Annotated in this window: 18 protein-coding genes; 11 read left to right on the forward strand and 7 right to left on the reverse strand. The window is 29.3% G+C overall.

What is annotated here, in order from left to right; all coding sequences use genetic code 11:
• The first annotated feature begins 166 nt into the window (after nucleotides 1-166).
• From CLMAG_RS10875 to CLMAG_RS10900, 6 genes are all read left to right on the forward strand, one after another.
• Nucleotides 167-1,810, forward strand: coding sequence for an ATP-binding protein (locus tag CLMAG_RS10875; protein ID WP_066621971.1), 1,644 nt, complete (start codon nucleotides 167-169; stop codon nucleotides 1,808-1,810).
• A gap of 92 nt (nucleotides 1,811-1,902) precedes the next feature.
• Complete coding sequence (locus CLMAG_RS10880) at nucleotides 1,903-2,397, forward strand: response regulator (RefSeq protein ID WP_066621972.1); 495 nt, start codon at nucleotides 1,903-1,905, stop codon at nucleotides 2,395-2,397.
• A gap of 46 nt (nucleotides 2,398-2,443) precedes the next feature.
• Nucleotides 2,444-3,829 carry a SpoIIE family protein phosphatase gene (locus CLMAG_RS10885; RefSeq protein ID WP_066621973.1) on the forward strand — a complete coding sequence of 462 codons (1,386 nt, stop codon included), beginning with the start codon at nucleotides 2,444-2,446 and terminating at the stop codon, nucleotides 3,827-3,829.
• A 24-nt stretch (nucleotides 3,830-3,853) separates the two neighbouring features.
• Nucleotides 3,854-4,417: a SiaB family protein kinase gene (locus tag CLMAG_RS10890; protein WP_082831883.1), complete on the forward strand. Its 564-nt coding sequence runs from the start codon at nucleotides 3,854-3,856 to the stop codon at nucleotides 4,415-4,417.
• Nucleotides 4,418-4,432: 15 nt separating this feature from the next.
• Nucleotides 4,433-4,816, forward strand: a complete 384-nt coding sequence (locus CLMAG_RS10895; protein ID WP_066621975.1) for a DUF1987 domain-containing protein — start codon at nucleotides 4,433-4,435, stop codon at nucleotides 4,814-4,816.
• Between the two features lie 43 nt (nucleotides 4,817-4,859).
• Nucleotides 4,860-5,606, forward strand: a complete 747-nt coding sequence (locus tag CLMAG_RS10900; protein WP_066621977.1) for a GGDEF domain-containing protein — start codon at nucleotides 4,860-4,862, stop codon at nucleotides 5,604-5,606.
• A gap of 167 nt (nucleotides 5,607-5,773) precedes the next feature.
• On the opposite strand, the gene CLMAG_RS10905 is transcribed toward CLMAG_RS10900, so the two are convergent.
• Complete coding sequence (locus CLMAG_RS10905) at nucleotides 5,774-6,646, reverse strand: oligopeptide/dipeptide ABC transporter ATP-binding protein (RefSeq protein WP_066621979.1); 873 nt, start codon at nucleotides 6,644-6,646, stop codon at nucleotides 5,774-5,776.
• A 512-nt stretch (nucleotides 6,647-7,158) separates the two neighbouring features.
• On the opposite strand from CLMAG_RS10905, the gene CLMAG_RS10910 reads away from it, so the two are divergent.
• Entirely contained in the window at nucleotides 7,159-9,501 is a 2,343-nt protein-coding gene (locus CLMAG_RS10910; protein WP_066621981.1) for a YcdB/YcdC domain-containing protein, read from the forward strand.
• A 106-nt stretch (nucleotides 9,502-9,607) separates the two neighbouring features.
• Here the strand turns inward: CLMAG_RS10910 and CLMAG_RS10915 are convergent, their stop codons facing one another.
• The gene (locus CLMAG_RS10915; RefSeq protein WP_066621983.1) at nucleotides 9,608-9,790 is read right to left on the reverse strand and encodes a hypothetical protein; all 183 of its coding nucleotides are present in this window, start codon (nucleotides 9,788-9,790) and stop codon (nucleotides 9,608-9,610) included.
• Between the two features lie 142 nt (nucleotides 9,791-9,932).
• Between CLMAG_RS10915 and malQ the strand changes: the two genes are divergently transcribed.
• Nucleotides 9,933-11,411 carry a 4-alpha-glucanotransferase gene (gene malQ, locus CLMAG_RS10920; protein ID WP_066621985.1) on the forward strand — a complete coding sequence of 493 codons (1,479 nt, stop codon included), beginning with the start codon at nucleotides 9,933-9,935 and terminating at the stop codon, nucleotides 11,409-11,411.
• Between the two features lie 187 nt (nucleotides 11,412-11,598).
• Nucleotides 11,599-12,249: a PspA/IM30 family protein gene (locus CLMAG_RS10925; protein WP_066621987.1), complete on the forward strand. Its 651-nt coding sequence runs from the start codon at nucleotides 11,599-11,601 to the stop codon at nucleotides 12,247-12,249.
• A gap of 46 nt (nucleotides 12,250-12,295) precedes the next feature.
• Here CLMAG_RS10925 and CLMAG_RS10930 read toward each other — a convergent pair whose 3' ends face one another.
• The 3 genes from CLMAG_RS10930 to CLMAG_RS10940 form a co-directional block, all read right to left on the reverse strand.
• Nucleotides 12,296-12,904 (reverse strand): ABC transporter ATP-binding protein, encoded by a 609-nt coding sequence (locus CLMAG_RS10930; protein ID WP_423231069.1) that lies wholly within the window; start codon nucleotides 12,902-12,904, stop codon nucleotides 12,296-12,298.
• Between the two features lie 99 nt (nucleotides 12,905-13,003).
• Nucleotides 13,004-13,762: an ABC transporter permease gene (locus CLMAG_RS10935; RefSeq protein WP_066621991.1), complete on the reverse strand. Its 759-nt coding sequence runs from the start codon at nucleotides 13,760-13,762 to the stop codon at nucleotides 13,004-13,006.
• Nucleotides 13,722-14,735: an ABC transporter substrate-binding protein gene (locus CLMAG_RS10940; RefSeq protein ID WP_066621993.1), complete on the reverse strand. Its 1,014-nt coding sequence runs from the start codon at nucleotides 14,733-14,735 to the stop codon at nucleotides 13,722-13,724. Before CLMAG_RS10940 ends, CLMAG_RS10935 begins: the two co-directional genes overlap by 41 nt.
• A 441-nt stretch (nucleotides 14,736-15,176) precedes the next feature.
• Here CLMAG_RS10940 and CLMAG_RS10945 point away from each other — a divergent pair, with 441 nt between their 5' ends.
• Nucleotides 15,177-16,841: a ribonuclease J gene (locus tag CLMAG_RS10945; protein WP_066621995.1), complete on the forward strand. Its 1,665-nt coding sequence runs from the start codon at nucleotides 15,177-15,179 to the stop codon at nucleotides 16,839-16,841.
• A 76-nt stretch (nucleotides 16,842-16,917) separates the two neighbouring features.
• Here the strand turns inward: CLMAG_RS10945 and CLMAG_RS10950 are convergent, their stop codons facing one another.
• On the reverse strand, nucleotides 16,918-17,460 hold the full coding sequence (locus tag CLMAG_RS10950) for a serine/threonine protein kinase (protein ID WP_066621997.1): 543 nt from the start codon (nucleotides 17,458-17,460) through the stop codon (nucleotides 16,918-16,920).
• A gap of 201 nt (nucleotides 17,461-17,661) precedes the next feature.
• On the reverse strand, nucleotides 17,662-18,672 hold the full coding sequence (locus CLMAG_RS10955; protein ID WP_066621998.1) for an AI-2E family transporter: 1,011 nt from the start codon (nucleotides 18,670-18,672) through the stop codon (nucleotides 17,662-17,664).
• 395 nt (nucleotides 18,673-19,067) lie between these two features.
• Here CLMAG_RS10955 and CLMAG_RS10960 point away from each other — a divergent pair, with 395 nt between their 5' ends.
• Nucleotides 19,068-19,904: a site-2 protease family protein gene (locus tag CLMAG_RS10960; RefSeq protein WP_066621999.1), complete on the forward strand. Its 837-nt coding sequence runs from the start codon at nucleotides 19,068-19,070 to the stop codon at nucleotides 19,902-19,904.
• Nucleotides 19,905-19,953 lie beyond the last annotated feature (49 nt).

The raw sequence follows: 19,953 nt of genomic DNA on the forward strand, positions 1-19,953 counted from the left end.
CCTTAACTTAGGCTCTTTTCTCAATTATCTCCATTAAAACATTTGTTTTACTATAAATGAAGATAAAGTCTCAGTTACAGTATTTTCTTAGTTTTATAGACTATAATCCAAATTTTGTGCTAAAATATAGTAAGTTGTTTTACATGGAAGCAATGAGGTGGTTATTATGTCAGATTTATTTGATAGGGAGAATTTTATACTTGATGAAGCATATAATATTGCTGCATCTGATGAGTATAAAGACTGCAAGTTATATGAAAAATATAAAAAATTAACAAAAGAATATAAAAAACTAATTAAGCAAAGTATTAAAATCATAAATATAAGTGATTCTCAACACAACTACTTAAATGAACTGCAAAATGAACTAAAGCTTATTCTTGATAACACAGGTCAATGTATATTTACTACTAATGAGGAGCTTATCATTGAGGAGAATTATAGTGCAGAATGCGTAAAAATATTCGGCAAAAAAGTTGGAAATGAAAAATTTACAGAATTAATAAGACCTTATAATAGTCATGATAACATACAAGTCATAGAGCAAATTTTAAACAAAGATATTTTTAGTGAAAATGAATTTAAACGTAAGGTATTGTTAAAGATACTTCCAGAAGAGATTGTATATAAAAATAAGACTTTAAGTTTAGCGTGCAAATTAATAATGTCCGATTTACAGAAATCTACAGAACAGATTCTTTTTTTATTGATGGATGTAACAGAAAAGAAACTTTTAGAGAAAAAAATAAAGGATGAACAATCTAAATTTGAAACAGCAACAAAAATTATTTCTAATAATAGTTTATTTAAGAAACTGCTTAAAGAATATATTTATTTTTCTTCTGAAGGAATAAATAAGTTACTAAATAAAAGCTTTGATAAGATCACCATTCTCCAAGTTATTATGAAGGAAATTCATACTTTTAAAGGAAATTTTGCTATGTTTGATATGGAGTTTTTAGTTAGAAGACTTCATGAAATAGAAGAATTAATTGTAGATATGAAAGAGAAAAATAAGCTTTTATCTAAAGAAGACATAATAAAAAATATATACGATTTTCATTTAGAAGACTTAATAAAAAATTATCTTCAAAAGCTAGGCGAATTTATTGATAACAAATATCTTGAATTTGAGGAGAAAGATATTGTAGTAAGCAAGGCAAAACTAGAACAACTAGAGCAAAGACTTAAGCAAATTAAAAGTGTGGAAGCTCAAATAGTCTTAGATGAGATTTATAGGCTAAAGTTTATTGATTTTTCAAAATTACTTGAGGGTTATCCTCAATATGTTTTAAAACTTGCAGAAAAAGAAGAAAAATTAGTAAACCCTTTTAACATAGAAAGTGAAGAACATATACCAGTAGATGAGAACAAGTATTATAACTTCACAAAATCTCTTGTGAACATTTTTAGAAATGCTGTTAAACATGGTATTGAATTACCTATAGAAAGGTTAGAAGTGGGCAAAAGTAAAACTGGTAACATAGGCTGCAGGATAAGTAAAAATAAAAACATGATTATTATAGAAATATTTGATGATGGTTACGGAATGGATATAGATGAGTTAAGGATTAGAACTATTTCTAAAAAAGAAAGGCTACAAAATATGGTTTCTATTTCCGTCAATAATTCAGAGTATATAACTTTTAGTGAAGGCATCAGTACGTTAAATGAGATTGATGAAATTGGTGGTAGAGGAGAAGGAATGCTAGCAGTAATAAATGAATTGAATTCTTTACATGGCAAGCTTGAAATAGATACAGAAAAATCAAAAGGTACTATTTTAAAATTTATTTTACCTTATAATTGAATGAAGTAAGATGTACAGCCCTTCTTAGTATGTGTTTAAGATAGGGAGACTAGAGTGGTAATCATCGGATAAATTATGTGGGGAGAATGTATATGAAAAAAATAATGATAGTAGATGATTCGGTTATAATAAGACAAAGATTAAAGGAGCTTTTTAAAACAAAAGGCTTTGATGTTGTGGCAGAGGTAGAAAGTGGAGAAAAGGCAATCAGAAAATTTAGAGAATGTAAGCCGGATATTGTGACTATGGATATAACTCTACCGGGAATCAGCGGAATTGAAGCAGTGAAGAAGCTAATAGAAATGGATTCTAATATAAAAATAATAATGATAACTGCAATGGGAGAAAGGACTACAGTCTTGGAAGCAATAAGGTTAGGTGCTGTAAATTTTATAGTTAAACCATTCCAAGAGGCTAAGGTTATGGAAGTGATACATGAAGTATTAGGAATAAGTCCTGGTGAGGAAGAGCAATGGACACAAGAAATGGAGGATAGCAAAGCTAAACAAGAATATAATAATGAGGAAAATATTAAGGATACTAATAAAGAAATTGACGGAGAAAAGGATGATACTTTTATAGATTAGATTTAATGTGGAATAAGGAGGTTTTGAGCCTCGGCTCATAAGCTATATGAACTTTAATTATAGTAAACAAAGAGATAATGTAATAGAAAATTTGAATTTAAAAAAAAAGGAAATAGAAATTTTGAATTTAAATAGAGAAATACAGGAGCAAAGAGCTATAAACTGGGTTTTAGGTGAAGTAATCAAGAGTTCTTCAAATCTAAATTCCTTTATTGAACTCATGGATATAGTTACAGATATGCTTATGGGAGTTATGGGACTTGACACTTGTACTATATGGGTAAGAAATAAGAATAGTTTTAAGTACTATTCAAGAAGTGTTTATAATAGAAACGCATTTATTTCACGAAATTCTAGTGATCTTCCAGAGTATTTTATGAGAGTTAAAGATATAGGTGTATTTGACCTAAATAATAGTGATCATAAATTTATAAGAGGAAAAAATGTTAGTTCGATACTTGTGGTTCCTCTTGATAACTTTAAGAATAAAACAAGAATTGGAGTAATAATTGCTGAACATAATTCTAAAGAGTATTTTACTCAAAGTAAGATAGATTTCTTTTATGCTTTAGCGGTGCAGATAGCAATAGCATCTGAAAATGTTAAGTTGTTTGAAGAAGAAAGAAAAAAATCTGAAGATGCTATAAGGGCAAAAAATGAATTGATTATAGAGAATATAAACTGTGCAAGCGTCATACAAAACTCTCTTTTGCCAGATATATCATTTATTAAAAACTATACTGATGATGCCTTTGTAATATGGAAGCCTCGAGATATTGTAGGTGGTGATATTTATTGGTTTATTCCTCAAGAAAATGGTTTTTATATAGCTGTAATGGATTGTACAGGACATGGTGTATCAGGAGCTTTTATGACAATTGCAGTGAATCAGATTTTAAATCAAATTTTTAAGGAATATGAAACTGGAAGTTCTGCTGAAATATTGAACAGACTTAATAATGCATTTAAAGATACATTCTATAAATTTAATAATTCAGAGCATTTTCATGCAGGGCTTGATATAGGGATTTGTTTTGTAAATAAAACATTAAGAAAGATAACATATTCCGGTGCTCATATGTCACTTTTCCATATGAATAACGGTGATTTAAAGGAAATCAGAGGGATAAACAGAAGTATTGGATATAACATGAAGCCGAGAAGGAATAAAAAAAGCAAAGAATTTATAGATGTAGAAATTGACTACCTGCCTGGCGATGCTTTATATATGACAACAGATGGTTTTATAGATCAAAATGGGGATAAAAATATATATCCTTTTGGTGTAGACAACTTTATAAATGCACTTAAAGATGCAAATAGACTACCTTTTCAAAAACAAAGAAATGAACTATTAGGCACTTTGATTAAATACATGGGAAGCGAAGAACAAAGAGACGATATAACATTATTTGCAATTAAGCTAGAATAATATTCTGTTTAGGAGATGATATTGGTGATTGATCAAAAAATAGACTCTATAGTGAGAGAAATGAATCATCTTGGTGTTATTATAAGTTTTAATGGTTCTTTTACTCAAAAAATAATAGAGGAAATTGGAGAAGCTATAAAGAATTATATAGAGCAAGATAAAACTGAGGATATGGATGAAAAGAAAAGCTATGACATATTTTCTATATACATAGAACAATCTCAAAATATAAAAAATTATTTCTATAAAAAAGTTACTTATAATAAAGAAAGTGAGTTTGTAAAACTAGCTTTTGAAAGTATAATAGTTATAGGAAAAGAAAATAATCACTACTATGTTTGTTCAGGAAATATTATAGATAATGTAGATATAAAAGAATTAAAGGAAAAGATAGAGTATGTAAATTCTCAAGATAAAGTCCAATTGAGAAAATGTTATAAGGAAAAACTTAAAAATAGTAGAAATAATGATTTAGGAGCCGGACTTGGTCTAATAGACATGGCAAGAAAGTCAAGCGGGTTATTAAAATATTCATTTATTGAAAGAGATGAAAATCATTCCTTCTTTATATTAAGAGTAAGTATATAGTAAAGGAGAGTTAAAATGGATAAGCTATATATAGAGGAAACAAAATCATCCCCAGAGGTTGATTTCAATTCTGAAACAGGAATTTTAAAAATAAAAGGACAGTCCTACCCTGAAAATGCGTTTAAATTTTACGAACCCTTATTTGATTGGATTGATGATTATTTTGAAGATCATAATGACGCTACCCAATTGGATCTTGGTTTGATATACTTAAATACAAGTAGTATTAAGTGTTTAATGGATATTATTTATAAATTTGAAGAATCTGCCCAAAAAGGTAAGAAAATCAGAATCAATTGGTATTACAAATCTAGTAATAGAAATATTTTAGAGTGCGGAAAAGAACTGGAAGAAGATTTAGATGCGGAACTAGAATTTAATTTTATAGAAGAAACTTAATCGATAATGTAAAAAATCATTAGGTATTAAGGGAGAGAAAATTATGCTGCATGATTTACAGAATCTTTTTAAAGAAGAAGTGGATGCGCTTAATATTGCCAAAAAGATATACTTGGAATCGAAAAGTAGGGGAAGTGTTTCCATAGAGGATTTTCAGAAAATCATTACAAGTTATGAACGTAGTTTAAAGTCTACAATGAAAATTACTAAAATAAGTGATTGTCAACAGCTTTATCTTCAAGAGATACAGGAAAAACTACAAAAAGAAATTGAAGAGAGAAAAAAAATTGAGGAAAAACTTAAATATTATGCGTATACAGATTATATGACAGGTGTTTCAAATCGCAGAGCAGGTTTTACAGTGATTGAACAAGAGTTGAAAAAGTGTTTAAAAGAACATAGCTATTTTTCAATTTGTTTTATAGATATAGACAAGCTAAAATCTGTTAACGATAAGTATGGACATGCTGAAGGAGACTACCTTATAAATATAATTGTTAAATTTATAAAAGAATTTATAAAAGAACTTCGTTATGTAAGCCGCATGGGTGGCGATGAATTTGTGATTATATTTCCTAATTGTTGTTATAAGGAAGTGCAAGAAATTATGAGTAAGATCTCAAAAAGAGTAGAGGAATTTAACGAGAAGAAGATAAGGCCATATAATATATCATTTAGTTATGGAATTAAAGATATAGATGAGAACACTATGATAAGTACTGGAGATGAAATTATTAAAATTGCAGATGCTTTAATGTATAAAAATAAAGTCAGTAAAAAATTAAGATGAGAATAAAGTGAAGCCTAGAGCATATGGAGTTTGCAAATCAGTTATCTAAAAAAAGTAACCTATTCCACTAATAATGAGGAGATAGGTTACTTTTTTCTTTATAGTTAAAAGCTCTAGTTTTATCTTCTGAATTATTTTAGAGGTATAGTAAGTAAAATAGTCTCACTTCAAGCTATTTTACTTGAATTACCACAAATTACTTGTCTATCATTGTTTAAATTTTCTATCTTAGGAGTCATGTATACACAATCATAAGAGGCTTTTTTGCATTTTAGACAGAAAGAACATCCATTTAGAGGTAGGTTGTTAATATCTTTCACATAATTGGCAATTTCAGATGCTGTTTCCTCTAAAGCTTTTGCACCTTCAGGTGTGAGCATATATCTAGTGTAAGGATGAATAGGATCTGTTAAAAGCAAATCTTTTTTTCCATATTCAACTATAGTTCCTTTATACATGATTGCGATATTATCTATGATTTCATTTATAGTGTCAAGTTTCTTTGATATAAGAATTATACTGGTTTTATTTTCTTCTTTTAATTTTTTTAGTTCGCCCAATACATAAGAGCTTAGTTCAGGTTCCATTTTAAAAATAGTATCATCTAAAACTATAAGCTTTGGCTTAACTATGAATGCTATTGCAAACATAAGTCTTTGTTTTTCATAAGCTTGTACTTTTCGTGGAAGGCTTTGTAGAATAGCCTCAGTATTAGGACAAAGAAGTTTGTTTAATACTTCTTTTAGCTTAAATTCTGATTCGTTTAGCGGTAGACCGGTATACTTTGAAATTACCTCAGAGCACTGTCTGCCAATACTTCTTATAGGATTCAAAGAGGTTAAATAAACCTTTATCAAAGACATAAAAGAATTATTTATTCTTTTGCTATTATCTATTGCAATATTTATAATGTTTTTATTTTCGAAAGATACATTACTTCTGTCCGATAACTTTTTCTTTTTATTTATAATTAATAAAAATTCTCCTGGTTTAAGATCAATAGAAATTGTTTCTTTTTGTAAAACTTTAGATTTTTTCATAATACATACACCTCTCATATAATCTAATTATTTATAGGAATCAAATATTTTCTGTATTGTTTTAAACTTAACGATTTTGTTGTTATTATATTAACATTAATTTTCTGAAAATTCCAGCAAAAATCAGCGAAAATTGTTATCTTTATATCTAGAATCGTTTTTTCTTTTTCAACATTTAATTACCAATAAAAGGTGTTTGTGGATTCAAATTCATAAAAATATACAATTATTATGAATTTGTATTTATTTTGAATAAAAAATTATGAAAAAAAGATAGTTTTTATACTAAAAAGTCTAATATTTTTGTTTTGAAAAAAATCGTTAGTGAAAAATAAAACAAAATGGTTTGGGTAATCAGTGGTGTGTATATATTTTTGTTTGATAAATCACAAACTGAAATGATGTTTTTTGTCTATAAAAGTTTTAGATATATCTTCGTAATTATGCATTTCTTTTCTAAAGCTTGCAGTATAATAATAAGTATCAAATTAAATTTTTAGGGGGACTTAATTATGAAAAGTAAAAGGATGGTTGTACTTGTTTTAACTGCTACTCTTATAGTATCAACGAAATCTGTATTTGCGCAGGGAATAAATGATACTGCTAATAACTCTAAAACTATATCTATTTCTTCAACTAATATTACTACGGACAAGCTTTCTGCAGTATCAGAAAAAGAGAAAGCAAAGATTTCCCAAGATCAAGCAAAGCAGACTGCAAGGGAAGTATTGAAAAATTATTTTGAAACAACTATTGACGATACAAAATTTCAATGTAATGTAAACTTTAATTTAGCCTATAATGGTGCAAAAACAAGTACTTGGGATATACACTGGTATAATCCAAATGAAGATAAACAGGTTAATATTGATGTTGCAATAGATGGAAGTACAGGAAAAGTACTTCGAGTAAATAAATTTGAAATGATACCTAATCAAACATCTTTAGCTATAGCAACTATTACACAAGAACAAGCAAAAGATATTAGTGAGGCCTTTTTAAAAAAAATTAATCCTAAAGAGTTTTCGGAAACTACACTGGTTAAAGACAATAATTCCATGATTAGTTATGGGATGAATAGCTATAGTTTTACTTATAGTAGAACTATAAATAAAATTCCTTGTGAAAGTAACAACATAAGGGTAGAAGTAGATGGTATAACAGGAAAAATTATTTCCTATGGAATTGTATGGGATAGTGATTTAAAGGTTCCTAGTTCAGACAAGGTAATAAATCAGCAGGAAGCACAAGAGATATTTGATAAAGATACAAAAATGAACTTAGTTTATAATTCTTATATAGAAAAACCATATAATCATCAAGATATTAAAACAAAACTAGTGTATACAACAGATTCCTCTTCACCACTTATTATAGATGCTGAAAATGGTAAGGCCTTGACATGGAATGGAGAATACATGGAAAGTATAAAGACTAGAAATATAACAGATCAACAAAAGGAAGAAATCTTTAAAACTGGTAAATCAACAGAAAAGTTTAGTAGCCCTATAGGTAGTGAAAAAGCTGAACAAGTAATAAAGGAGAAAATCAAAAAATTATTTGGAGATGGATACGATATTAACTCTATTAATTATGAGGAAAATGAAAATGGATATCTAGGAAAAGGAATGAAAGTTTGGTATGCTGACTTTGTGAAGAAGGGGAACAATACTAATTTTGGTCCGCCTGAGGGAAGTATAAGCATTAATGCTTTAACAGAAGAATTGGTGAGAATGGATAAATTCAATTTCAATGATAAATCGGATGAAAAATTTCAACCTAAATTAAACTGGGAACAAGGCTATGATAATGCTATTAGTTTCATAGCTAAGAACTGTCCACAAAAAATTAAGGAAATAAATACAGAACAAAAGAATTATAATAATCAATCATATATATATGGGGGTATCCCAAATAGATTTATAACATTTAATTTTGGAAGAATAGTAAATGGAGTAGGATTTAACAATTCTATACCTTACAATAATGATGGTATAAATATCACCTTTGATACTAAAACTGGAGAGATGAATTCGTATTCGTGTGTTTGGCAAGATAAATTAGATTTACCTACCGCTACAAATACTATAAGCAATGATAAAGCAAAGGAAATATTTTTAAGTGCTAATAAACCTCAACTTATCTATTTACTTTTAAACAAAGGAGAAAACATGGACAAAGTCAACTCAAAACTCCAATTGGTATATTCTGTTGGTAACTTGAACAGTCCATTAAACAGTATAGATGCGTACACTGGAGAGTTATTAAATTTTTACGGTGAAAATATAGATGAAAATATGGATGTATTTAAGAGTAAGGTTAAAGGAAGTGATGTAGAAAAGGAATCAACTATATTAGCATCACAAGGAATTATTGATATAAAAGATTTTAAACTTGATTCTGAAATTACAAGACTTCAACTTGTAAAAATACTTGTTAACGCAAAAGGCTTTAATCCTTACCTAAAAGGCATGAATGAACTTAGCTTTACAAAGGGAATAGGAGATAAAGATTCTACTGATTATAAATATGTGCAGCTAGGAGTAATGTATGGGATTATTGAGGATAAAAAGGAAGTGTTTAAAGGAGAAGAACTTGTCACAAGGGAAGAACTTGCAAAAAGTTTAGTGAAATTATTAGGTTATGATAAAATAGCAGAAATTAAAGGCTTGCTTAATATTACATATACTGATGGTAATATGATAAGTGAAGATAAGGTTGGATATGTTTCATTAGCAGGTGGGTTAAAACTTATTGAGGCAAGTATTGATAATAAAATCAGACCAAAGGATACTGTAACGATGTCAGAATTGATCAAAGCTGTATATACCGCATTGGGAAGTTTGCGAAAATAGGTTAAATTATATAAAAAAGCTTCAAAATAAAGTGACAATTTTATTTTGAAGCTTATTTGAAATTTATACTATATATTTAATATCATTTACAATTTGAATTTTTAGATTAAGCAGTGAAACTATCATAGTAGGAAGCAACATCAATGATGTCGTTTTCTGCGATATTGTTAATGTTATAAAGATTGGCAATAGAACTTAAAAATTCTTGTTTAGACACACCGGATTTTTGTACTAAACCATCGAACTCTTTTAATAATTCTTCTGAAATTTTAACTACATGATTACTCATTAATATACACCCCTTAATTTTATAATATACTACATTATATTATAAATATAAATAAAGTAGCACACATATTTCGTTTGATTTATATATATAGTATAACACTAATGAAAAATAAATTCAATAATTGAAATAAAGGAGAGTTATAATGATTACAAGAAGTAGTGGTATTTTAATGCATATAACATCCTTACCGAGTCCTTATGGCATTGGAACCTTTGGCAAGGAAGCCTATAAATTTGTAGATTTTTTATTAAAAGCAGGTCAAAAATATTGGCAAATACTCCCCATGGGACCTATAGGAGCAGGAGATTCACCTTATCAGTCCTTTTCAACTTTTGCAGGCAATCCATACTTTATAGATTTTGATCTACTTAAAGAGAAGGGATTATTAAAAAAAGGAGATTATGAAAATATAGATTTTGGAGATAACTGTACAAAAGTAGATTATGAGAAAATATTTAATAATAAAATGCCTATTCTAAGAATTGCTTTTCAAAATAGTAGAGGAAAATATGAAAAGGAAATAAAAAAATTCAAGCAGCAAAAGAAAGATTGGTTAGAGGATTATGCACTATACATGGCTGTAAAAGTTAAGTTTGGCTTAAAATCATGGCAGGAATGGGAGGAAGATATCAAACTGAGAGATATAAATGCACTGCTAAGGTATAGGGAAGAATTAAAGGAAGAGATAGATTATTGGATATTTTTACAATATATATTCTTTCAGCAGTGGGCTGATTTAAAAAAATATGCCAACATAAATGGAGTTAAAATTATAGGGGATATTCCGATTTATGTAGCAGAAGATAGTGCAGATACTTGGTCAAATAGCAGGAATTTCCGCTTAGATGAGAATAAAAAACCTATTAAAATTTCTGGATGTCCCCCAGATGCTTTCTCTGTTACTGGTCAGTTATGGGGAAATCCTATATATGATTGGAGATATTTAGAAAGTACTAATTATAAATGGTGGATAGAAAGGATTAAAGGAAATATTGATCTTTATGATATAATAAGAATAGACCATTTCAGAGGTTTTCAAGCCTTTTGGGAAATACCCTATGGTGATAAAACAGCAGTAAATGGACAATGGGTGAAGGGGCCTGGAATTAAGTTATTTAATGTGATAGAAGAGACTTTAGGTGAAGTGGAAATTATAGCAGAAGATTTAGGATTTTTAACAGAAGAAGTTATTAATTTTAGAAGTGTTACAGGATACCCGGGAATGAAAGTATTAGAATTCGCTTTTGATACCAGAGAAGAAAGTGATTATCTGCCTCATAATTATGATAAGAATTGTGTAGTTTATACAGGAACTCACGATAATGATACTGTTATGGGATGGTTTGAGAATACAGAGAAAAGTGATATAGACTTTGCTAGGAAATACCTAAAGTTAGATGACAATGAAGGATATAATTGGGGATTTATTAGAGGAGCTTTAAGTTCAGTTGCAAACCTTGCTATTGTACAACTTCAGGACTATTTGGCTCTTGGAAGCGAAGCAAGGATGAATACGCCATCAACTTTAGGCGAAAATTGGAAGTGGAGAGTAAAAAAAGAGGATTTAACTAACAAACTATCTGGAAAAATTAGTGAAATTACTAAGCTATATGGAAGATAGGAATCGATTCTCAAAAATTGAAGATAGATTTAGATATAGAGAGATTCAGCTAAATATCTAAAGAAAATGGTTTAAAAACTGTCTAATAAGGATTAAAGTAACATTGTTATATTGTATTAAATACTATATAATAAATTTATAGTTATTAAAATATATTTTTTAAAGAGGTTTAGGAGGAATAAATTTTATGGGAATGTTTAAAAGAATATCAAATATTTTTAGGTCAAAAGTTAATAATGCTCTAGATGAGGTTGAAAATCCGATAGAGCTGTTAAATCAAAAGGTAAGAGACATGGAAGAAAGTTTAAATACAGCAAAACTTTCATCTGCACAAATTTTGGGAAATGTTCATGAAATTGAAAAGAAAATGAGTAATGCTAAAAGAACATCAGAAGAATTTGAAGAGAAGGTAAAACTTGCAATGAGCAAGGGTAATGAGGAGTTGGCTAAAAAGGCTTTAGCCAAAAAAATTGAAGCTGATAAGAGCTATGATTCATTAAAGATGAGTTATGATGATGCTGTAAAAAAGGCGGAAGGCATTAAGAAAAAATTAAGAGAATTAGAGGCAGAGATAGAAAAGACTAGAACCTATAGAGATGAGGCTGCTGCAAGATATAATAATGCAGAGGCTAGTAAAAAGGTTAATGAGATATTAGCTAATGTAGATGCTGGAAGTAACAAAATAAACTTAGATGATATAGAAAGAAAAATACAGAAAAAAGAGGCTATGGCTGAAGGTCTAAATGATTTAAGAGAAGATAATTCTTTAGATAAAGAATTTGAAAAACTGAAGGAAGTTGACCTAGACGCTGAGTTGCAAAAATATAAACAAAGCTAGTAACTGGATAAAACCAAAGGTCTGCTTGATTAGCAGGTCTTTGGTTTTATTTCACATTTAAAGGGTATATTATATCTCCTAGGAGCTTTGCTTCTTCCTTGTCATGAGTTACTAGTATGACAGTCCTTTTATCTTTTTTATAGAGCTTTAAAAATTCTTCTATTATTTCAGTTTTTAATTCATCATCTAACCCTTTAAAGGGTTCATCCATTAAAAGTAACCTACTTTTATATGCAAAGGCCCTAGCAATGGCAACCCGTCTTTTCATACCACCACTTAATTTAGATGGAAGTTTATTTTTGAACTCTATTAGTCTAACCATTTCTAGATATTTAGTTATTATTTTATCCATTTCATTTTTATCTAGCGTAGACTTTAGTACAAAGGCTATATTCTCATAAACTGTAAGATAGGGAATAAGCCGGTCTTCTTGAAATATATAAGAAATGCTATTATCTTTTAGGATAACTTGTCCACTATCTTTTTTTTCAACACCACTTATAATGTTTAGTAATGTGGTTTTTCCACAACCGGAAGGCCCTGAAATAACAGTAATCTTATTTTCTTGTATGTCCATATTTATATTGTCTAAAACAGTATTTTCTTCATAGGATTTACATAAATTTATTAACTTAACTTCGTAATTAGCTGACAATTTAATTTAACCTCCTAAAATAATTAAGTATAATTACCTTAATAGCTGCATTAAAAACTTTTAGTAAATATTCTGATGTCACTTAATTAAATTATTAAATTAATTATTTTCTCTCTTTTTTATATAGTATTTAAATATAAGTTCAAAAGCAAAGCTTAATAAAACAACTACAATAGTCCAAGCAAAAAGTTCAGCAGTCTCTAAAGTAGATTTAGCTTTTAGCAGATTTAGACCTATGGAGTACCTAGGAGTACTAAGTATTTCAGAAGCTACTGAAACCTTCCAGCCAATACCTAGGCACATTAGTATTCCTGATACAATATAATGTTTTATTGAAGGAAGATAAATATCTTTTATTATATATATTTTTTTTACTTTATAAATGCTAGCCATTTGGATTAGCTGCTTGTCTACAGCTTTTATCCCCTGCAATACATTGGTGTAGATTATAGGAAAGCATATTAGTATAGCGGTAAAAATTACTACACCAGAGGATCTGAACCAAACTAAAGCTAAGATTATTATAGACATTACAGGAGTAGCTTTTGTAACTACTATTAAAGGTTCCAACAGCTCTTCTATAAAGCTGATAAGTCCGGCTGCAACTCCTATTACTATTCCTATACCTATAGATAGAAAAAGGCCTAATACAACTGTGGTTACGCTGTTACAAACACTTTTCCAAAAATAAATTTTTCCTGTAAGAAAAAATAATACTTTTGCTACCTCTATGGGAGAAGGTAGTAAAAGTGGATTATTAATAAAAAGGGAGCAAAGCTCCCAAACTGATATCCAAAATGATAATGTTAAGATTTTTCTAGTTACTCTTCTCAGTTCCTTTGTAATAGAATTTTTCATCTGGCATTTTTCCTCCGATGGATTTTGGATCATTTTCGTTTAAAACACTGTAGAATTTATCTAAGGATTCTTTTCCATCCTTTGCACTGATAAATACAATATTACATTTTGGAATAGCCATTTCTGCTACTTTAGCTTTTGGAATTATTCCGTTTTTTTCAATTAATTTTCCCGCTTCCTCTTTACTGCTATTTACAAAATCAACAGAGTTTTTATATTTACTTAAGAATTCATCTAAGTCGTTTCCTCTTTTATCTATGAAATCTTTTCTAAATACTAAAGTACCCATTACCAACTGATTCTTACCTTCTGATGCTTTTTCCCATTCTTTAGTTAAGTCTATTGATACTTGTAAATCTGTATCTTTCATTTGTGTTGTAGTTACAAAAGGCTCTGGTAAAACAGCTATTTTAACCTCTTTTGATGCTACTGCAGCAGCCAAATTACTATGATCTGCCTTGTATTCAATTTTAACATCTTTATCTGGATCTAAACCATTTTTCTCCAATATGTAATTTAAAACAAATTCAGGTGTACCACCTTTTCCGCTGGAATAAATAGTTTTACCTTTTAAATCCTTTATATCTTTTATGGTATTACCATTTTCTACGATATATAGCACTCCTAGTGTGTTTATTCCTACTATTTGAACAGCACCCTTTGTCTTATTATACAAAATTGGTGCTAGATTTGATGGTACTGCTGCCCCATCAACTTCACCATTTACTACTTTAGAAATAATTTGGTCAGGTGAATCAAACAAAGATATATCATAACTATCTTTATTTTCCTCTATTAGTTTAACCATTCCCATGCCGGTAGGGCCTTTTAAAGCTGCTATTTTAATTTTTTCTTTTTTGCTTTGTTCAGAAGCTTGACCAGAACTGCTGGTTTGCTTAGAACAGCCTGATGCAAGTAAAATTGAAATTACTAGCATAAATGACATTAATAATGTTACTGTTGTTTTTTTCATGGTAATCCCCCTTGTATAGTGTGTTATAGCTACCTTATTTGTCCGATGACTACCTGCTCTAATACTCCCATCTGTATAGGAAACTCCTCTTCCTAACGTCGGAGGAGTAAGCGATTCATACAAAATCATAGATTTTGTGTGAATCGCTTAACTGTACGTTGCGAGCGGCTATGTCCCTAGATTCGTTCAACTAAGAATCAGGTGGGGGTTAAATGCCTAAATGGCATTTAACGGGCAAAGCCCAGGGTCGTAGACGAAACCCCATCTGATTCAAGTTTCCACTTCATTAAATTATAGATCACATATACCAATTATAACATTAATTTGAAGCTAAAAAAATGATAAAAATTGAATAGTAATTAAATTAAAGAAAGAAAAGAATTAATTTTAGTTTTAGAAGGCAAAATATAATAAATGAACTATTGATGAGGAGGTAGTATAGTGAAAAACGAAAATAATGTAAAAGTTATCCCTTTGGGAGGTCTCGGAGAAATAGGAAAAAATATAACAGCCTTTGAATATAAAAACGAGATTATTGTAATAGATTGCGGCATATCCTTTCCTGATGAGGAAATGTATGGTGTAGACCTGGTAATACCTGATATAACTTATTTGTTAAATAATTCAGATAGGGTTAAAGGTATTTTTATAACCCATGGACATGAAGATCATATAGGATCTTTACCCTATATTTTAAAGCAGCTAAATGTGCCTGTCTATGGCACAAGACTTACTCTAGGGATAGTTGAAAATAAATTAAAAGAGCATAATATTCTTTCAGATTGTGAACTCAATAAGGTGGAAGCAGGAGATATAATAGAATTAGAAAATTTAAAAGTTGAATTTATAAGAAACACTCACAGTATAGCGGATTCCTGCTCTATTGCTATTCATACGCCAATTGGTGTAATATTACATACCGGTGATTTTAAAATAGATTATACTCCTATTGATGGATTAGTTATGGATTTAGAGCGTATTTCAAACTTGGGAAGAAATGGGGTACTGCTACTTATGGCAGATAGTACTAATGTGGAGCGCCCAGGTCATACAATTCCAGAAAGATCTATAGGGGAAACCTTAACAAGAATTTTTTCTAATGCGAAAGGAAGAGTTATTGTGGCGACCTTTGCCTCAAATATTCACAGAATGCAGCAGATAGTAAATGCTTCTGTAAAGTATGGAAGAAAAATAGCATTTAGTGGAAGAAGTATGGAAAATATTTCAGAGGTAGCCATGGATTTAGGATATTTACATATACCTGAAGGCAAAACTATAAGTGTAGATGAGATACAGAGTTATCCTAACGAACAGGTAACAATTATAACCACTGGAAGTCAAGGGGAACCTATGTCAGCTCTTGCTAGAATAGCATTTTCTACTCATAGAAAACTTAAGATTGAACCAAAAGATTTATATATTATTTCTGCATCGCCTATTCCAGGAAACGGGAAATTAGTATCTAAGGTGATTAATCAATTATTTAAGAGAGGCGCAGATGTAATTTATGAAGCTTTAGAGGAAGTACATGTATCTGGTCACGCATATCAGGAGGAATTAAAGTTAATTCATACATTAGTTCATCCTAAGTACTTTATGCCAGTTCATGGCGAATATAGACATTTAAGACACCATTCAGAATTAGCTCAGAAGTTAGGAATGGAAGAGAAGAATATTTTTAATCTTGAAACAGGTCAAGTTTTAGAGTTATCAGATAAAGAAGCAATGATTACAGGAAGGGTTCATACTGGATCTGTATATGTAGATGGATTTGGAGTAGGGGATGTAGGCAATATAGTACTTAGAGATAGAAAACATTTGGCACAAGATGGCATGCTCACAATAGTAGCTACAATAGAAAAAGAATCCTATAGTATAATTGCAGGACCAGATATAATTACAAGAGGATTTGTATATGCAAAGGAATCTGAAGCTTTGATAAAGGAAGCAAAGGACATTGTTAGAAAAGAGTTAGAGGATTGCTTAGAAAATAAAGTTATTGAGTGGTATGTACTAAAAGCTAATATGAAAAAATCTATGGAGAAGTACCTATATGAAAAGACTAAACGAAGACCAATTATACTTCCAATTATTATGGAAATCTAATTTTGTAAATTAAAACAAAATCATGAGCAATATGATATTAAGTCAACCTGATGTAATTATCAGGTTGACTTTTAAACTATAAATTTTTCCAATGAGAATATTTATCACTATATTTATTTTTTATTAAACTAAAGAATTGATCTAAATATCCAAATTTCCTTAATGTGCCTAATATTTTTTTAGGATATTTCTGGACAATATGAAAGGTTTTTCTAGGGTCTATTGCTATAATAGATTCGTCAGCTTGTACAAAAATATGAGGAGCACGTATATCTAATCTTGTAAATCCAAGCCTTTCAAATTCACATACTAATTCTACTAATTCAAATGCTAGTTTTTTACTTAATTTATTTTTTGCCAAGTAGTCCCTAAGATTCACTCCTGGTACAAAGTCCATAACTATAGAGTAGTCATCATGTTTGTATACTTTAGGAAAAAATCTGCTATTTTTTGCACACTCTAAAATATAAAATTGATCTTTACAGGAACGGTTACTGTGAAAAATCTTTATTACTTTGTTAGGTGGCAAGAAATATACTTTACCTTGGGTACCTTGTCCAATAAATTTCAAGTTGATTACATCTATACCACTATAATAATCCCCATATAGCTTGCTCATAATAATTACCTCACTTTGTAATTTTTTATCATGTGTAGATTATTTTATAGTATAGTATATTGCTAAAGAGGATAATATGTTACTTTATATTGTAAAGTAACATTTAAACTATATAAGAGAATTAAGGAGTGGAGTAATTACACAAAATAAAAAGGTTGTCTAAAGTTTATACTTTAGAAACAACCTTTATTACTGCAATAATTAAGTTTCTTCTATGTGCAGTATATCTAACAGGAATACGAACAGAGGTATACCAATGATTAGTCCCCATACTCCCATATAATGTTCTGAAAAAATCAAAATTACAAACACAAAAAATACTGGTAGATTAACAGATATAGACATTAATTTTGGTTTTAGTATATAACCTTCCAATAAATGTAAAATCCCTAGAATAACTAATACATAAATAACTGTTGTTATTCCACCTATGTTAAAGGCTATTATTAGAAGTGGTATAAGTGCTATAAGTAATCCTGCTATAGGTATCAGCCCTAAAATAAACAGCATAAATCCTATTCCTAGAACATTGTCAAAACCTATAAATGCAAATGCAATAGATGCGAATACTGAATTTATAATAGAGAGAATAGCTTGAACTTCCATTATTTTTCCGAAGGAATTTAAAAACTTTTTACCAAGATATTTATAATACTTATAAATAAAAGATATCTTGCTATTTTCAATTTTTCTCACAAAGGTAACTAATTGATCTTGCTCTATCATAAATAATAAGCTTAGTAAAAATGCAAAACAGATATCTAGACTTAAATGTTGTACTTTTAGTAACCATTTTACAAGTATGCTGCCACTTTGATTCAGATAACTGCTTAAATGTGTTTGTTGTATTAGTGATAAGATTCTACTATCCAATATATCCTTATAATCATCAGGATTAAAATGTATTACTTGATTTCTTATAAAATGTAGTTGCTTTATAACAGCAGGAACATAATTATAAAATAAATAAGATATACCTAAAAATATTAGAGTGTAAATAAATATTATTATAGCTTTCCTTTTAATAGGAACTATTCTATGTACCCCTTTGTATGTAAAATTAACACCTTTATAAAACAGGAAAGAAAAAACAAATGTTAGCAGTACTAGTGTAATTATACTTTTTATAGAATAGAACAAAACAATTAGTGAAAAGATAGCGAAGAGTTTTTTGATAAAATCTTCTGTAAATATTCTTCTAAATAGATCCATTAAGTTCACGTCCTTTTGTTAAGATTAAACAGCGTATATTAATATTATAAACTTTTTTATCTATTGTTACAATGAAGATAAAAAACTTGTTTGTATAATTACTAACTAAAATATAATATTTAATATATACAAGTTACTTTTGAAGCTTCATTTATAACTTATTTAGGTTTTAGATAGAACTTTAAATATGCAGGTATTGGAAGAAAGTGAAAATATATAAGATAAAGATAAGTTGTGAAATTAATAGATAGTTAAGAATTAAAGGACAAATTCCGGATATAAATGAATTTTTGAGTTTAAAGAGCAACTTGATTATGTGTTAAATAAATAATATAATATTGTATAAATAATTATTTTAAGAGTTATTTTATACTTTATTAAAGGGGTGGCTAAAAATGGATGATGATATAAAAATAGAGATAGGGGAAGAAAATGGAGTCCAAATTGCAAAAGGAATAGAAGAAGTTAACAGAGAAAAATCTAAAAAGAAAAAAGGCATTCTTGCAATACTTGCAGCAGCTGGAGTGTTTTTAGGTAAGTTTAAATTCTTATTTATATTTCTAAAGTTAGGAAAAATATTTTCAACCTTTGGATCTATGTTGCTGATGATTTGGGTATATGCAAGAATTCATGGATGGACATTTGGGATAGGTTTTGTTTTACTATTGTTTATGCATGAAATGGGACACTACTTTGCTGCAAAAAGAGTTAAATTGCCAGTATCAACGCCGATATTTATACCTTTTGTTGGAGCTCTTATATCTATGAAGGAACAGCCTGCAGATGCTAAAACAGAAGCATTTGTGGCTATAGGAGGACCGGTTTTAGGAAGTATAGCTGCGTTTATATCCTTGGGCATTTACTATGGAACAGGTAAAAGTGTATTTCTAGCTTTAGCCTATAGCGGATTTATATTAAATCTGTTCAATCTTATTCCTGTCCACCCCCTTGATGGCGGAAGAATTGTTACAGCTATATCACCAGTTCTTTGGTTTGTGGGTATTCCTTTAATGCTGATTGCTGTAGTAAAGTTTTTCAATGTGATAATTATAATGTTTCTGATATTAGGAGTGATGGAACTTTATAAATATTATAAAAATCCAGATAAGAAATATTTTGAAGTTCCAAAATCCATAAGGGTAATGTATGCTTTAGCTTATTTCGGATTAATAGCTCTACTAGGTGTATTTAGTGGATATATATATCAAATGGTACCCAGAAATTTCCAGTAATTCTATATATGAGATTCACAGTTGATTTATCCAGATCTGAAAGGGAGGT

Source organism: Clostridium magnum DSM 2767 (genome assembly GCF_001623875.1).
Classification (GTDB): Bacteria; Bacillota; Clostridia; order Clostridiales; family Clostridiaceae; genus Clostridium_AM; species Clostridium_AM magnum.

Excerpts from the sequence above, each read along its gene's own strand:
- CLMAG_RS10900 (WP_066621977.1), top strand. The coding sequence starts at position 4,860 with ATGCTGCATGATTTACAGAATCTTTTTAAAGAAGAAGTGGATGCGCTT.
- CLMAG_RS10895 (WP_066621975.1), top strand. The coding sequence starts at position 4,433 with ATGGATAAGCTATATATAGAGGAAACAAAATCATCCCCAGAGGTTGAT.
- CLMAG_RS10905 (WP_066621979.1), bottom strand. The coding sequence starts at position 6,646 with ATGAAAAAATCTAAAGTTTTACAAAAAGAAACAATTTCTATTGATCTT.
- CLMAG_RS10935 (WP_066621991.1), bottom strand. The coding sequence starts at position 13,762 with ATGAAAAATTCTATTACAAAGGAACTGAGAAGAGTAACTAGAAAAATC.
- malQ (WP_066621985.1), top strand. The coding sequence starts at position 9,933 with ATGATTACAAGAAGTAGTGGTATTTTAATGCATATAACATCCTTACCG.
- CLMAG_RS10925 (WP_066621987.1), top strand. The coding sequence starts at position 11,599 with ATGGGAATGTTTAAAAGAATATCAAATATTTTTAGGTCAAAAGTTAAT.
- CLMAG_RS10955 (WP_066621998.1), bottom strand. The coding sequence starts at position 18,672 with ATGGATCTATTTAGAAGAATATTTACAGAAGATTTTATCAAAAAACTC.
- CLMAG_RS10885 (WP_066621973.1), top strand. The coding sequence starts at position 2,444 with ATGAACTTTAATTATAGTAAACAAAGAGATAATGTAATAGAAAATTTG.
- CLMAG_RS10940 (WP_066621993.1), bottom strand. The coding sequence starts at position 14,735 with ATGAAAAAAACAACAGTAACATTATTAATGTCATTTATGCTAGTAATT.
- CLMAG_RS10880 (WP_066621972.1), top strand. The coding sequence starts at position 1,903 with ATGAAAAAAATAATGATAGTAGATGATTCGGTTATAATAAGACAAAGA.
- CLMAG_RS10875 (WP_066621971.1), top strand. The coding sequence starts at position 167 with ATGTCAGATTTATTTGATAGGGAGAATTTTATACTTGATGAAGCATAT.
- CLMAG_RS10915 (WP_066621983.1), bottom strand. The coding sequence starts at position 9,790 with ATGAGTAATCATGTAGTTAAAATTTCAGAAGAATTATTAAAAGAGTTC.
- CLMAG_RS10960 (WP_066621999.1), top strand. The coding sequence starts at position 19,068 with ATGGATGATGATATAAAAATAGAGATAGGGGAAGAAAATGGAGTCCAA.
- CLMAG_RS10910 (WP_066621981.1), top strand. The coding sequence starts at position 7,159 with ATGAAAAGTAAAAGGATGGTTGTACTTGTTTTAACTGCTACTCTTATA.
- CLMAG_RS10950 (WP_066621997.1), bottom strand. The coding sequence starts at position 17,460 with ATGAGCAAGCTATATGGGGATTATTATAGTGGTATAGATGTAATCAAC.